General features: G+C 63.7%; 12 protein-coding genes. 7 read left to right on the top strand and 5 right to left on the bottom strand.

From position 1 onward, the window contains the following. Positions 1-97: 97 nt before the first annotated feature. A complete protein-coding gene (locus AC0NIH_RS24435) occupies positions 98-1,519 on the bottom strand; it encodes an MFS transporter (RefSeq protein WP_473466647.1) in 1,422 nt (473 codons plus the stop codon). 268 nt (positions 1,520-1,787) lie between these two features. On the opposite strand from AC0NIH_RS24435, the gene AC0NIH_RS24430 reads away from it, so the two are divergent. The 5 genes from AC0NIH_RS24430 (at position 1,788) to AC0NIH_RS24410 (ending at position 5,160) form a co-directional block, all read left to right on the top strand. Next, positions 1,788-2,033, top strand: coding sequence for a type II toxin-antitoxin system prevent-host-death family antitoxin (locus AC0NIH_RS24430; protein ID WP_023769047.1), 246 nt, complete (start codon positions 1,788-1,790; stop codon positions 2,031-2,033). Then, positions 2,030-2,485, top strand: coding sequence for a PIN domain-containing protein (locus AC0NIH_RS24425; RefSeq protein WP_473466648.1), 456 nt, complete (start codon positions 2,030-2,032; stop codon positions 2,483-2,485). Before AC0NIH_RS24430 ends, AC0NIH_RS24425 begins: the two co-directional genes overlap by 4 nt. 135 nt (positions 2,486-2,620) lie before the next feature. After that, positions 2,621-4,123: an IMP dehydrogenase gene (gene guaB / locus AC0NIH_RS24420; protein WP_013896037.1), complete on the top strand. Its 1,503-nt coding sequence runs from the start codon at positions 2,621-2,623 to the stop codon at positions 4,121-4,123. Between the two features lie 31 nt (positions 4,124-4,154). Continuing rightward, a complete protein-coding gene (locus AC0NIH_RS24415; RefSeq protein ID WP_473466795.1) occupies positions 4,155-4,697 on the top strand; it encodes a hypothetical protein in 543 nt (180 codons plus the stop codon). A 43-nt stretch (positions 4,698-4,740) separates the two neighbouring features. Further along, positions 4,741-5,160, top strand: coding sequence for an MAPEG family protein (locus AC0NIH_RS24410; RefSeq protein WP_473466650.1), 420 nt, complete (start codon positions 4,741-4,743; stop codon positions 5,158-5,160). A 62-nt stretch (positions 5,161-5,222) separates the two neighbouring features. On the opposite strand, the gene rnd is transcribed toward AC0NIH_RS24410, so the two are convergent. The 3 genes from rnd to AC0NIH_RS24395 form a co-directional block, all read right to left on the bottom strand. Further along, positions 5,223-6,374 carry a ribonuclease D gene (rnd, locus tag AC0NIH_RS24405; protein ID WP_224731838.1) on the bottom strand — a complete coding sequence of 384 codons (1,152 nt, stop codon included), beginning with the start codon at positions 6,372-6,374 and terminating at the stop codon, positions 5,223-5,225. A 75-nt stretch (positions 6,375-6,449) separates the two neighbouring features. Further along, complete coding sequence (locus tag AC0NIH_RS24400; protein WP_023780298.1) at positions 6,450-7,694, bottom strand: MFS transporter; 1,245 nt, start codon at positions 7,692-7,694, stop codon at positions 6,450-6,452. A 127-nt stretch (positions 7,695-7,821) separates the two neighbouring features. After that, positions 7,822-9,054, bottom strand: a complete 1,233-nt coding sequence (locus AC0NIH_RS24395) for an MFS transporter (RefSeq protein WP_473466651.1) — start codon at positions 9,052-9,054, stop codon at positions 7,822-7,824. 118 nt (positions 9,055-9,172) lie between these two features. Here AC0NIH_RS24395 and AC0NIH_RS24390 point away from each other — a divergent pair, with 118 nt between their 5' ends. Next, positions 9,173-9,931: a DeoR/GlpR family DNA-binding transcription regulator gene (locus tag AC0NIH_RS24390; RefSeq protein WP_473466653.1), complete on the top strand. Its 759-nt coding sequence runs from the start codon at positions 9,173-9,175 to the stop codon at positions 9,929-9,931. A 209-nt stretch (positions 9,932-10,140) separates the two neighbouring features. Continuing rightward, entirely contained in the window at positions 10,141-11,928 is a 1,788-nt protein-coding gene (aspS, locus tag AC0NIH_RS24385; RefSeq protein WP_473466797.1) for an aspartate--tRNA ligase, read from the top strand. 234 nt (positions 11,929-12,162) lie between these two features. Here the strand turns inward: aspS and AC0NIH_RS24380 are convergent, their stop codons facing one another. Continuing rightward, a complete protein-coding gene (locus AC0NIH_RS24380; RefSeq protein WP_473466654.1) occupies positions 12,163-13,353 on the bottom strand; it encodes a hypothetical protein in 1,191 nt (396 codons plus the stop codon). Positions 13,354-13,358: the final 5 nt, after the last annotated feature.

Raw genomic sequence — 13,358 nt, 5'->3', positions numbered from 1 at the left:
CTCTCACCAACGCTTCACTCCGCTGGAACACCCCTCATCCGTCTCGGCGCTATCGCGCCGATCCACCTTCTCCCGCAAGGGGAGAAGGCAGAGGGAGCTACTCCCCCGGCGATCTCACCGGTTCCAGCGTCTTGGGCGTGGTCAGCCGGCCATGGCCGGAGACGGCGTTGCCGGCGTCTGGCGCCAGCCGCATGAACGACAGCGACGCGGCCGCCGAAATTGCCGCGACGATGAAAAAGGAGAGGTGGAAATCGGCCAACATCAGCGATCCGCCATGGATGCTCGTCGACACTTCCAGGATGCCGCCGGCAACCGCCACGCCGAGCGCGATCGACAATTGCTGGAAGACGGCGGCGATCGGCGTCGCCTTGCTGGTATCCTCGGCCGAAACCTCCGCATAGGCGAGGGCGTTGACGCCGGTGAAGAACATCGAGCGGATGAAGCCGCCGACCAACAGCATGGCCAGCATCAGCAGATAGGGCGTGTCGGGGTTGAACAGGCCATTGATGGCGATCGACGCCGCCGCCACCAGCGAGCCGACGATCAGCACGCGGCGGAAGCCGGCAACGCGAAAGATCCGCGCGGTGACGAATTTCATGCCGATGGCGCCGATCGCCGAGACGAAGGTGATCATGCCGGACTGGAACGGCGTCAGCCCGAAGCCGATCTGGAACATCAGCGGCAGCAGGAATGGCACGGCGCCGATGCCGATGCGGAACAATCCGCCGCCAAGCACGGAGGAGCGGAACACCTGGTTGCGGAACAGGTCGAGCGCCAGCAAGGGGTTTTTCGCGCGGCGGGCATGCATCAGGTAGAGCGCGCCCGACAACAGCCCGACGGCCACGGTGATGAAACCTGTCGCCGGCGGCAGATAGGGCAGGCTGACCACCGACAGGCCGAACACGACGCCGGATGCCGCCAACCCGCTCAGCACGAAACCGATGAAATCGAGTGGCGGCGTTTCCATCGATTCGGTTTCCGGCAGGAAGCGGGTGGCGAGCCAGATGCCGACCAGGCCGATCGGCACGTTGATCAGGAAGATCCAGTGCCAGGTGAAGTAGGTGGTGATGAAGCCGCCGACCGGCGGTCCGACCAGCGGACCGACCAATGCGGGAACGGTCAGCCACGACATGGCGGCGACCAGTTCGCTCTTGGGTGTGGCGCGTACCAGCACGAGGCGCCCGACCGGCGTCATCATGGCGCCGCCAATGCCTTGCAAGAACCGCGAGACCACGAAGGCCGGCAGCGAACCGGAGAGAGCGCAGGCGATCGAGCCGGCGATGAACACCGCGATCGCGGCACGAAAGACGTTCTTGGCGCCGAAGCGGTCGGCCATCCAGCCGCTGATCGGAATGAAGATCGCCAGCGACACCAGATAGGCCGTCAGCGCCAGCTTGAGTGCGATCGGGCTGGTGTGGATGTCGATGGCGATCGCCGGCAGCGATGTCGCGATGACGGTCGAATCCATGTTTTCCATGAAAAGAGCGACCGCCAGTATGAGCGGGATGGTGCGGTTCACGAGCGTGGCCGTTTCAGATTTCTTTCCGGCCCACTTCTTGTCTAGAAAGGGGGCAAGCCGATACAAGGGGGCGGTTATCACGGCCGGACACCGATGTCGTGTTAATTTGCTGTCACTTTTGTGCGACCGGGCTGAGACGGCGACGGCTCTCCTGGCCTGCCCGAGAGACTGGCGGCCGCATTCCAGGGCGGTGGGCGGCGATGAGAAGCTTGCGGAAAACGGTGCGCCTCATTATTGTAGTGATAATAACTACTATATAGGCCGTATCATGGAAGAAGCCGTTTCGGCAGCCGATGCCAACCGCAAGTTCTCGCTCATCCTGCGCGGTGTTCGCGAAGGACAAAGCTACGTCGTGACCAGTCACGGACGCCCCGTGGCGCGGATCGTGCCCGCGGATCAACAAGAGGGTGTGGTTTCCCGCTCGCGCGCGGCGCTGCTGTCGCGCCTCGAACGCCAGCCTGTCGCCGATGTCGGGCGCTGGACCCGCGACGAGCTTTACGAGGACGAGCGGTGAAGGTCGCGCTCGACACCAATGTCCTTGCCTATGCGGAAGGGGTCAACGGTGCCGAGAAGCGCGACATCGTTCTCGAGTTGATGCGCAAGATCCCGCAAGAGGCCGCCATTATTCCCGTTCAGGTTCTTGGTGAATTGTACAATGTTCTCGTCCGCAAGGCCGCAAGACCGCCTGTCGAGGCCCGGGATGCCCTTTTGAGCTGGCGCGATGCGTTTGCGGTTGCCGCGACAACGCAGGACGTGATGATGATGGCGGCTGATCTGGCGACGGACCACCGCTTCAGCATCTGGGATGCGGTCATTCTCTCCGCCGCCTCGCAAGCCGGTTGCCGGCTGCTGCTTTCGGAAGATCTGCAGGACGGCTTCACATGGGGTGGGGTAACTGTCGCCAATCCTTTCGCATCGCCGCGCCATACCTTGCTGGATGCTCTCGTGGGAGAGTCCGCCGAATAGACGCGTCGGGCCGCAACGATCGGCTTTTCATCGGCGCCGTGACGTGTTACCAGCCAGCGCCAATCCTGAAAGGGAAGAACGAGTCGGCGCTGTCCATTCCGGTCCAGCGCCTTTCATGCATTCTAAGGACTGGCCATGGCAAAAATCATCGAAACGTCCACCGGCGCACTGGCGCTGACCTTTGACGACGTGCTTCTGCAGCCGGGTCATTCCGAGGTCATGCCTGGCGAAACCGATGTCCGCACCCGCATTGCCGGCGATATCGACCTCAACGTCCCGATCCTGTCGGCCGCGATGGACACCGTCACCGAGGCGCGTCTCGCAATCGCCATGGCCCAGGCGGGCGGCATTGGCGTCATCCATCGTAATTTCTCGCCGGCCGAGCAGGCCGAGCAGGTGCGGCAGGTGAAGAAATTCGAATCCGGCATGGTGGTCAACCCGGTCACCATCGGGCCCGATGCTACGCTTGCCGATGCGCTGTCGCTGATGCGCACCTATTCGATCTCGGGCATTCCGGTGGTCGAGAATGGCGGCACCGGCGGTCACAAGACGGGGCGGCTGGTCGGCATCCTGACCAACCGCGACGTGCGCTTTGCCTCCGATCCGGCGCAGAAGGTCTACGAGTTGATGACCCGTGAGAACCTGATCACGGTCAAGGAGAATGTCGACCAGGACGAGGCCAAGCGGCTTCTGCACCAGCACCGGATCGAAAAGCTCGTCGTCGTCGACAAGTCGGGCAATTGCGTCGGGCTGATCACCGTCAAGGACATCGAGAAGTCGCAGCTCAACCCGCACGCCACCAAGGATGCGCAGGGGCGCTTGCGCGCGGCTGCCGCCACCAGCGTCGGCGACGATGGCTTCGAGCGCGCCGAACGCCTCATCGAGGCCGGCGTCGACCTCCTGGTGATCGACACCGCGCATGGCCACTCGCAGCGCGTGCTGGACGCCGTCACGCGGGCGAAGAAGCTCTCCAACTCGGTGCGGATCCTGGCCGGCAACGTCGCCACCGCGGAAGGCACGCAGGCGCTGATCGATGCCGGCGCCGACGCCGTCAAGGTCGGCATCGGCCCGGGCTCGATCTGCACCACCCGTATCGTGGCTGGCGTCGGCGTGCCGCAGCTCTCGGCCATCATGTCGGCGGTCGAGACGGCGCATAAATCGGGCGTTTCGGTGATCGCCGACGGCGGCATCAAATATTCGGGGGATCTCGCCAAGGCGCTCGCCGCTGGCGCCAGTGCCGCCATGATCGGCTCGCTGCTGGCCGGGACGGACGAGAGCCCGGGCGAGGTCTATCTGCACCAGGGCCGTTCCTTCAAGGCCTATCGCGGCATGGGTTCGGTCGGCGCCATGGCGCGCGGATCGGCCGATCGCTACTTCCAGGCCGAGGTGCGCGACACGCTGAAACTGGTGCCGGAAGGCATCGAAGGGCAGGTTCCCTACAAAGGACCTGTGTCTGGCGTGCTGCACCAGCTTGCAGGCGGGCTGAAAGCCGCTATGGGTTATGTAGGCGGCCGCGACCTTGCCGATTTCCGCGACCGCGCCACCTTTGTGCGCATATCCAACGCCGGACTTCGTGAAAGCCACGCCCATGACGTCACGATTACCCGCGAAAGCCCGAACTATCCCGGAGGAGTCTGACTCTTCCGGAGCCTGGCGCAGCTTGACGGTGATGGTCCTGCGGCTGTCGCGTCATGCCGCGGCACTCTGTTTCCTGTCGGGCGCGGTTTTTATCGCCATGACGGGGCTGGAATTCTTCTATTTCCGTCAGTTGAGCGGCGGTTTGCCTTCGCTCGACATGCGCTTTTTCGGCTTCACGCCCGACGAAGGCATGGCCTGGCTGACGGCGCTCGGCCGGCGCGGCGGCGAGATCATTCTCGTCTGGCACTATCTGACCTTCGATCTGCTGTTTCCGGCGCTGCTGTCGCTGACCCTGGTCAGCCTGATCCTGGCCATCGGCCGGCGCCTGAAGAATTTCCGCGTGCTGCCGCCGCAGGTGCAGTCGATCTTCGCGCTGGTCCTGGTGCTGCCCTATACACTTGCCGACTATGCCCAGAATATCGCCGTGGCGCGGCTTCTATCCGATTTCCTGTCGGCCAACCCGGATTCGCTGTCTTTCGCCTCGGCTCTGATCGTCACCAAATTCGCGCTTCTCGCCATCCCGGTGATCGTCATTGCCGCTTTCTGGCTGGCGAGCCAGAAACATCAGGCTTGATGCCGGACCGAAGAGCGCGCATTTACCGGGCAGGGGGCATGTCATGAATCAGACGGCGATCTTCTGGCCTGTCCTGGCGCATGTGCTGCTGATCTACATCGTCTACTGTGTCCTCGGCCGCCGCAGATATGGCGCGGTCAAGTCAGGCGAGGCCAAGGTCGGTCAATACAAGATGCGCTCGACCGAGCCGGTGTCCAGCACCACGGTCGCCGCCAATCTCAGCAACCAGTTCGAACTGCCGGTGCTGTTCTACGTGCTGTGCCTGACGCTGCATGCCACCAACGGCGTCAACTATCTGACGCTGGCGCTGATGTGGATCTTCGTCGCCTCGCGCTATGTCCACGCCTGGGTTCACCTGACCAGCAACAACCTGCTGCTGCGCAACCGCTCTTTCGTTATAGGTGCCGTGGTTGTCCTGCTGGGCTGGATCTGGTTCGCACTGCACCTGCTTGGGGTGGTTTGAACAGTCTGACCCTCCCCCTTGTGGCGGAGGTCGCTCCGCAACGCGGGGGGGGTACGCTATTCCTACAAATCGAAGACCGCGATCTTGCGCTTGTCGAACTTGATGCCGATCTCGCCGCGAACCAGCTTCAGCGCCGCTTCGCCGAACACGGCGCGCCGCCAACCTTGCAGGGCCGGCACGTCGGCCTCCTCACCTTCGGCCGCGATGCGGTCGATATCGTCGCTGGAGGCCAGCACTTTCGAGGCCACGCCCTGCTGTTCGGCGATGATCCTGAGCAGCACTTTCAACAGTTCCGCGGCAGCGCTCGAGCCCTCGGGCGGCTGGAAACTCTTCGGCAGCTTCGGCATCTGCTCCTTGGGCAAGGCCAGCGCCGTGTTGACGGCGCCGAGCAGCGCCGTCGCCGTCGAGGACCGCTCCCAGCCCTTCGGCGTCGTGCGCAGCTTGGCAAGGGCCGCAGCATCGCGCGGCGCCTGCTGCGCCACCTCGTAGATCGCGTCGTCCTTGAGCACCCGGCCGCGCGGCACGTCGCGCTCGCGCGCCTCGCGCTCGCGCCATGCCGCCACGGCCTGCACGATCGCCAGTTCCTGCGGCTTGCGCAGCCGCATCTTCAGCCGCTTCCAGGCGTCCTCGGGATGTGGATCATAGGTCTCGCGCGAGGTCAGCACGTCCATTTCCTCGTTCAGCCAGTGGGCACGGTTTTCCCGCGCCAGTTCGGCGTTGAGGTGCTGATAAACCTCGATCAGATGGGTGACGTCGGCCAGCGCGTAATCGAGCTGCTTGTCGGAAAGCGGCCGGTGGCGCCAGTCGGTGAAACGCGACGACTTGTCAAGCCGCGCACCGGTGATGCGCTGCACCAGCTGATCATAGGAAACGCTGTCGCCGAAGCCGCAGACCATCGCCGCGACCTGTGTATCGAAGACGGGATGCGGAACCAGGTCGCCGAGATGGACGATGATTTCGATGTCCTGCCTGGCGGCGTGGAAGACCTTGACCACCGCCTCGTTGGCCATCAGCTTGAAGAACGGCCTCAGGTCGATGTCCGATGACAAGGGATCGATCAGCGCCGTCACGCCGGGCGCGGCCATCTGGATCAGGCACAGGATTGGCCAGAAGGTCGTCTCGCGGATGAATTCGGTGTCGACCGTGACGAAATCCGACTTTTCGAAAGCAGCGAGAGCGGTCTCGAGTTCTTTCTGGGTGGTGATGACGTGCATCAAATCGCTTTTGGCAGGAGTAGGGTCTTCCTAGATTTCAGCCGGGAAGGCTTTCGTCAAGCCGTGGCACCCTCGTCACGGCCTTTCCGGGCCGTCCGGATCGCCGTTTCTTCTGGCCAGCCGTGCGAAAACGGTGGAAGTGCGCAGCAATGCGGTGAAACGGCTGCGCTTGCCCGCCGGCACGCCGGACCGGGCCTGCATGCGGTAGAGGATGACGGCGATGAAGATCGCGTAGACCATGGCGCTGAACACGAACAGCGCGCTCGGCCCGAAATACTGCATCGCGGTCGAGGCGGCGAAAGGGCCGCCGATGGCGCCGAAGGAGTAGAACAGCATCAGCGCCGCATTGATCAGCACGAACTCGCCAGTGTCGGCGCGGTCGTTGGAATGCGCCGCCGACAGCGAATAGAGCGGCATGGCGAAACAGCCGAAGATGAAGATGATGACGAAGTTGAGCGCGGGGTTGCTGCCGGCGATGAACACCAGCGCCAGGGCCGAGAGCATCGCGCAGCAGGTGGTCATCAACAGCACCCGGCGTCGGTCCCAGCGGTCGGAGAGATAGCCCAGCGGATACTGGATGATGGCGCCGCCGAAGATGCCGACGCTGACGAAGGTGACGACGTCGGCGACCGACATGCCGATCTGCTCGGCATAAACAGGTGAGAGCGTGCGAAACGCGCTGTTGGTGACGCCCACGGCGATGCAGCCGAAGCAGCCCAGCGGTGAAATCCGCCAGACGCGCGCCAGGTCGAGCTTGACCTCCTCCGGTGGCGTCGGATTGGATCGGTCGCCGAGGGAAACCGGCACCAGCGACAGCGTGATCATGATCGACATGATGGCGAAGATGGTGAAGCCGCCGGCGCCGAAGACCGGGATCAGGAACTGGGCGCCGGTCACCGAACCGGTATCGACCATCCGGTAGATCGCCAGTACGCGGGCGCGGTCGTGGTTGCTGACGCCGGAATTGAGCCAGCTTTCCACGATCGTGAACAGCCCGGCGAAGCAGAAGCCGCCGGCAAAGCGCACCGCGCACCACATCACCGGATCGAGGACCAGCACTAGCAGCAAGGTGCCGACCGAGGCGATCGCCGCCAGCGCCGAAAACGCCCTGATATGGCCGACCGCCTTCATGATGCGGGTGATGGCCAGGCAGCCGAGCAGGAAGCCGGCGAAATAGAAGGTACCCATCAGGCCGATGTCGGAGGCGGAAAACCCTTCCTGCGCACCGCGCAGCGCGATCAGCGTGCTCTGCAGGCCATTGCCGCCGAGCAGGATGCCTGCGGCGAGAAGAAGCGGGATCAAGGGGCGGATGGAAGACATGCAAAAGGACGATCACGTATCGGTGATCCCTTCTTGAACCATTGCCCTGGTCAATGCCAGCGGCAATTCCGGGTCGCCAACAGGGCGCGTGCTCCTCAGGTCGCCGTCGGCCGTGCCGGAGAGCCGTTCATGCCTCGCCCGTCCGCACCGGTATTTTCCGCCGCGCCAGGTCGGGTGCTTCGTTCGATGGCGTAGCGGCCTTCTCCGAAGGCGCCCGTCGGCCAAGCGCGCCGGCGGTCAGCAGGCTGAGCGCAATGAACGGAATGCCGATGCCGAAGGCGGAGCGGATGCCCCAATGGTCCGAGACGAAGCCGAGCAGGGGCGGCCCGAGCAGGAAGGCGACGAAGGAGATCTGCGACAGCGCCGCGACATTGATTGCCGCCGGCCGGTCCGTCCGTTGCGCGGCCGCCGAGATCGCCAGCGGGAAGAGGGCGCTCGTGCCGATGCCCAGAAGGGCAAAACCCAGCATGGACAACAGCGGCGAAGGCGACAGGAAGACCATGAGGACGCCGGCCGCCATGCAGGCCAGCAGCACCCGCGCCACGCCGCTTGGCGAGTGCCGATCGACGAAGCTGTCGGCGAAGAAGCGCGTGGTCGCCTGCGAAAACGCAAACAGCGCCACGGTGAAACCGGCAACGAACGGGCCGGCTTCGAACACCGTACGCATATAGATCGCCGACCAGTCGATGCTGGCGCCCTCCATCAGCATCGCCGAAAGCGTCACCGCCACCAGGACGAGGATCGGCAGCGTTGGCCGCGCGAAGGTGGGCGCCTTGTCGCCGGTGCTGGCGAAACGGGCCGGTGCCGGCTGGTAGCCGCCGAGAAACAGCGCCATGGATATCGCGACCATGGGCACGACAACAGCCAGGTGCAGTTGTGGTGACACGCCGAGATGCCCAAGTGCTGCACCGAAGAGGCCAGCGCCGAAGAAGCCCATGCTCCAGAACGAATGCGCCCTGTTCATGATCCGGCGTTTCAGCAGGAATTCCGTTCTGTCGGCTTCGACATTGAGCATGATCTCGACGCTGCCGATCATCAGGCCGACCGGAAAGAGCATCAGGAACAGCGCCAGCGGACCCGGCGCATGTACGGCGATGGCATAGGCAAGCGCCACCAGCGGGATCAAGGCAAGCAGCGCGCGGCGGAAGCCGACGCGCTCGAGCAGCGGCGTCGCAAGGGTCAGCGCCGTCAAGGTGCCGATCGGCGTTCCGATCAGGCTGAGGCCGAGCGTGCCGTCCTCGACACCCATGGCGTGCTTGATGTCGGGCAGCCGCGGAAAGATGTTGCCCATGGCAAAAGAATAGATCGCAAACCCAGCATAGACCCGGTGTTGAGGGGAGAGGCTGAGGCCAAGGGTCATCGCTATGCCTTTAAGGAAAGAGGAGCCGCGGCTGGTCTGCTCGACTGCCCGATGCGCCGACTTCTTGCATAACCATGCAGAACATGCAAGAACGTGCACAAAAATATAGGAATGTGCAATGCTGACCGATGAACGGCACCAACTCATTCGCGACCGGCTTGCGTCGGAGGGCCGGGTATTGGCTGGCGAACTGGCGACCCGCTTCGGTGTATCGGAGGATACGGTCCGGCGCGACCTGAGGGAACTGGCGAAGGCCGGGCAATGCCGCCGCGTCTATGGCGGCGCGGTCGCGCCCGCACCTTTCGCCACGGTGTCGATCAGCCTGCGCGGCAGCCATGCCGTCGAGGAGAAGATGCGGCTGGCGCGCGCGGCGGTGGCTCTGCTCTCCAGCGGGCAGAGCCTGTTCATCGATGGCGGAACCACCAATGCCGCGATCGCCAAGGCCATTCCGCGCGACCTCGAGCTCACCATAGCCACCAATTCGCTCGGCGTCGCCTCGGCCCTTTCCGATCACGCTCTGGTCGAATTGATCGTGCTGGGCGGAAGGTTCGACCGCGAACTCGGAACCTGCGTCGGAGGCGATACGCTGGCCGCCGTCGCGCAGCTTGGCGCCGATCTGTTTTTCCTCGGCTCCTGCGGTCTCGATGCCACAAGAGGCGTGACCGCTTTCGATTCGGCCGAAGCCGAGGTGAAGCGGGCCATGGCCAGGAACAGCGGCGGCATCGTCATCGCCGCTACCAACGACAAGCTGGCCACCGCATCGCCCTATCGTGTCGCCGGCCCCGAAGCGATCCGCCATCTGGTCGTCGACAAGACCGCGCCGGCCAGTATCCTTGCGGAATTCGAACGTCAGGGCGTTGAAATCCACTTGGCTTGAAACCGTCGCCCGCGCATCCGCGAACGGGGTGCCCTGATTTCGAGTTTTCGCCCGGGCTTCGACCCGGGCTTCGACAAGGGATGTCGAAACAGGCAGCTGCGCTCGCTTGCCTTGACAAATCCGGCCTCCCATGCGCTTTTCGCGCAAATTTTGGGGCCGGGCTTGATGCTTCGGCCTGCAACCCAGCACCCCGGACTTTACCAATGACCATGCACCGTTACCGCAGCCACACCTGTGTCCAGTTGAGAAAGAGCGACGTCGGCTCTTCCGTTCGCCTGTCGGGCTGGGTGCATCGTGTGCGCGACCATGGCGGCCTGCTGTTCATCGATCTGCGCGACCATTACGGCCTGACCCAGATCGTCGCCGACCCGGATTCGCCGGCCTTCAAAGTTGCCGAGACCGTGCGCGGCGAATGGGTGATCCGCGTTGACGGCGAGGTCAAGGCACGCTTGCCCGAAACCACGAACGCCAACCTGCCGACCGGCGAGATCGAGATTTTCGCCCGCGAGATCGAGGTGCTGTCGGCGGCCAAGGAACTACCGCTGCCGGTGTTCGGTGAGCCGGACTATCCCGAGGACATCAGGCTGAAATATCGCTTCCTCGACCTGCGCCGCGACACGCTGCACAAAAACATCATGGCGCGCACGAAAATCATCGCCGAGATGCGCAAGCGCATGACCGATGTCGGCTTCACCGAATTCTCGACGCCGATCCTGACCGCGTCCTCGCCGGAAGGCGCGCGCGACTTCCTGGTGCCGTCGCGCATCCATCCCGGCACCTTCTATGCGTTGCCGCAGGCGCCGCAGCAGTACAAGCAACTGATCATGGTGTCGGGCTTCGACCGCTATTTCCAGATCGCGCCCTGCTTCCGCGACGAGGATCCGCGCGCCGACCGTCTGCCCGGCGAATTCTACCAGCTCGACCTGGAGATGAGCTTCGTCGAGCAGGACGACGTGCTGTCGACCATGGAGCCGGTGATGCGCGGGGTCTTCGAGACCTTCGCCAACGGTAAGCCGGTGACGCAGACATTCCAGCGCATCCCCTATGATGTCGCCATGCGCAAATACGGCTCCGACAAGCCCGACCTGCGCAACCCGATCGAGATGCGGGCCGTCTCCGACCATTTTCGCGATTCGGGCTTCAAGGTGTTCGCCAACATCCTGGCCAACGACCCGAAGGCCGAGGTCTGGGGCATTCCGGCCAAGACCGGCGGCAGCCGCGCCTTCTGCGACCGCATGAACTCCTGGGCGCAAGGCGAGGGCCAGCCGGGGCTGGGCTACATCTTCTGGCGCAAGGAGGGCGAAAAGCTCGAGGGCGCCGGTCCGCTCGCCAAGAACATCGGCGAGGAACGCACCGAGGCGATCCGCCTACAGCTCGGCCTTGCCGATGGCGACGCCGCCTTCTTCGTCGCCGGCGATCCGAAGAAATTCGTCTCCTTCGCCGGTGCCGCGCGTACCCGCGCCGGCGAGGAACTGAACCTCGTCGATCGCGAGCGCTTCGAACTGTGCTGGATCGTCGACTTCCCGTTCTTCGAATGGAACGAGGAGGAGAAGAAGATTGATTTCGCCCACAATCCGTTCTCGATGCCGCAGGGCGGCATCGATGCGCTGAACGGCGAAGACCTGCTCGGCATCAAGGCGTTCCAGTACGACATGGTCTGCAACGGTTTCGAGATCGCCTCAGGCGGTATCCGCAACCATCTGCCCGAAACCATGGTCAAGGCCTTCGAGACGGTCGGGCTCGACCGTGCCACGGTCGAGGAGCGCTTTGGCGGCCTCTATCGCGCCTTCCAGTACGGAGCGCCGCCGCATGGCGGCATGGCTGCCGGCGTCGACCGCGTCGTCATGCTGCTGGTCGGAGCGAAGAACCTGCGCGAGATCACCATGTTCCCGATGAACCAGCAGGCCTACGACCTGCTGATGAACGCGCCTTCGGAAGCGAGCCCGCAGCAGCTTCGCGAACTGGCGCTGCGCGTCGCACCGACCAAGAAGGACTGACGGCAGCGTTGCAACTGCCCTTTCTCCCCGTCTCTATACGGGGAGAAATGTCCGGCAGGACAATGAGGGGCAGCGCGGATGCCGGGGATTGGTGAACGGCCGTAGCAACTGACGCCTTCTGACAGGCGATCGGTTCGGCATTGAATTGCAATTTGCAGGTGTCGGCGCTGCCCCTCATCCGCCTGCCGGTACCTTCTCCCCGTATAGTGACGGGGAGAAGGGAGCTAACTTCGATCAGTCTTCGTTCGCCTTGACGCTGACGCCCAGCGTCTTCGGCAGGTCGAGCGGGTTGGACATGGCGCCCGCCATGATCAGCGCGAACGGCACCGATGCCGGCGGCTCGGCCGAGATCTCGAGGCTCTTGGGGTCGTCGAGATACTTGCCGACGGCTGCCGTCACCTGCGCCGTCAGTTCCGGATTGTTGAGCTGCGCCATGCCGAACGGCACGATTGCCTTGGCCTGGTTGGCGATGTCCTTGGCCGACATGCCCTGCTGCTTGCCGACATATTCCAGCACCTTGTTGGTCAGCGAATCGTCGTCGAAGCGGATCGAGGCGCTGTTGAACGAAAGCTGCTGCAAAAGACCGAGCATGGCCATGCCCTGCGCGGAATTGTCGGCGCCTTCGGGCTGCGCGGCCATCTTCTTCTGCATCTCCTGCAGCGACTTGACGAAATCCATCGTGTAGCCACCGAGGTCGAAGGTCATGCCGAGCGTTCCGGCATTCTCGACGGAAATGTCATATTTCGACAGTTCGATCTTGCCATCCGAGGGCTGCCAGGTGCCGGCCATTTGGAGGTTGCCCGAGATATTCTGGTAACCGAGAGCGTTGATGACTTCCTTCGACTTGGGATCGTCGACCAGCGTCAGGTCCGCATTGAACTTTTCCGTGGTGCCGGTGAATTCCATGGCCTTGCCGTCCGCCGGCGGCGTGATCTCGATGGCAAGGCCGTCCATCGAGAAGGCGGTCTTGTCGGCGACCTTGACGGTCATGTTTTCGAGTTCGGCGGATTTGTACATCATCAGCGAGCCCAGCGGGCCGGTGGAGCCATCGGCCGGAACCGTCATGTCGTGGATGACGAAGGGGCTGAGATTGAGGGTGACGCCATCCTTGCTGTGTTCGAAGGCCGACGTCGACACGGTGGCGATGTCATAGCCGCCATTGGCTTCGGTGACGCCCTCGAGCTTGACGTCGCCGATCGGCAGGGCTTCCTTTTCCGCAGCCGGTTTGATCGCGACGCCCTGCAGCACCATGCTGGTGTTGTCGCCGGTCACGCCGGTCCAGGAGATGTCGACGCCCTGCGCGGAAAGCGCCGCCTTCAGCCGGTCGGCCACCGCGGCGTCCTGTGCCAGGGCCGCGTTCAGCGGCAGCGTGAGCAAGAAGGTCGAAAGAGCGAATTTCCGGAGAATTGAGCGGTTGATTGTCATCACAA

The organism is Mesorhizobium sp. WSM1386 (assembly GCF_055901595.1).
Note: the sequence above shows the minus strand (reverse complement) of the source record. Positions and strands in the feature narration are given on the sequence as shown.

What these genes read in the sequence shown, in the direction of transcription:
- AC0NIH_RS24430 (WP_023769047.1), top strand. Translation starts at nt 1,788, where the DNA reads ATGGAAGAAGCCGTTTCGGCAGCCGATGCCAACCGCAAGTTCTCGCTC.
- guaB (WP_013896037.1), top strand. Translation starts at nt 2,621, where the DNA reads ATGGCAAAAATCATCGAAACGTCCACCGGCGCACTGGCGCTGACCTTT.
- AC0NIH_RS24415 (WP_473466795.1), top strand. Translation starts at nt 4,155, where the DNA reads ATGGTCCTGCGGCTGTCGCGTCATGCCGCGGCACTCTGTTTCCTGTCG.
- AC0NIH_RS24410 (WP_473466650.1), top strand. Translation starts at nt 4,741, where the DNA reads ATGAATCAGACGGCGATCTTCTGGCCTGTCCTGGCGCATGTGCTGCTG.
- rnd (WP_224731838.1), bottom strand. Translation starts at nt 6,374, where the DNA reads ATGCACGTCATCACCACCCAGAAAGAACTCGAGACCGCTCTCGCTGCT.
- AC0NIH_RS24400 (WP_023780298.1), bottom strand. Translation starts at nt 7,694, where the DNA reads ATGTCTTCCATCCGCCCCTTGATCCCGCTTCTTCTCGCCGCAGGCATC.
- AC0NIH_RS24395 (WP_473466651.1), bottom strand. Translation starts at nt 9,054, where the DNA reads ATGACCCTTGGCCTCAGCCTCTCCCCTCAACACCGGGTCTATGCTGGG.
- AC0NIH_RS24390 (WP_473466653.1), top strand. Translation starts at nt 9,173, where the DNA reads ATGCTGACCGATGAACGGCACCAACTCATTCGCGACCGGCTTGCGTCG.
- aspS (WP_473466797.1), top strand. Translation starts at nt 10,141, where the DNA reads ATGCACCGTTACCGCAGCCACACCTGTGTCCAGTTGAGAAAGAGCGAC.
- AC0NIH_RS24380 (WP_473466654.1), bottom strand. Translation starts at nt 13,353, where the DNA reads ATGACAATCAACCGCTCAATTCTCCGGAAATTCGCTCTTTCGACCTTC.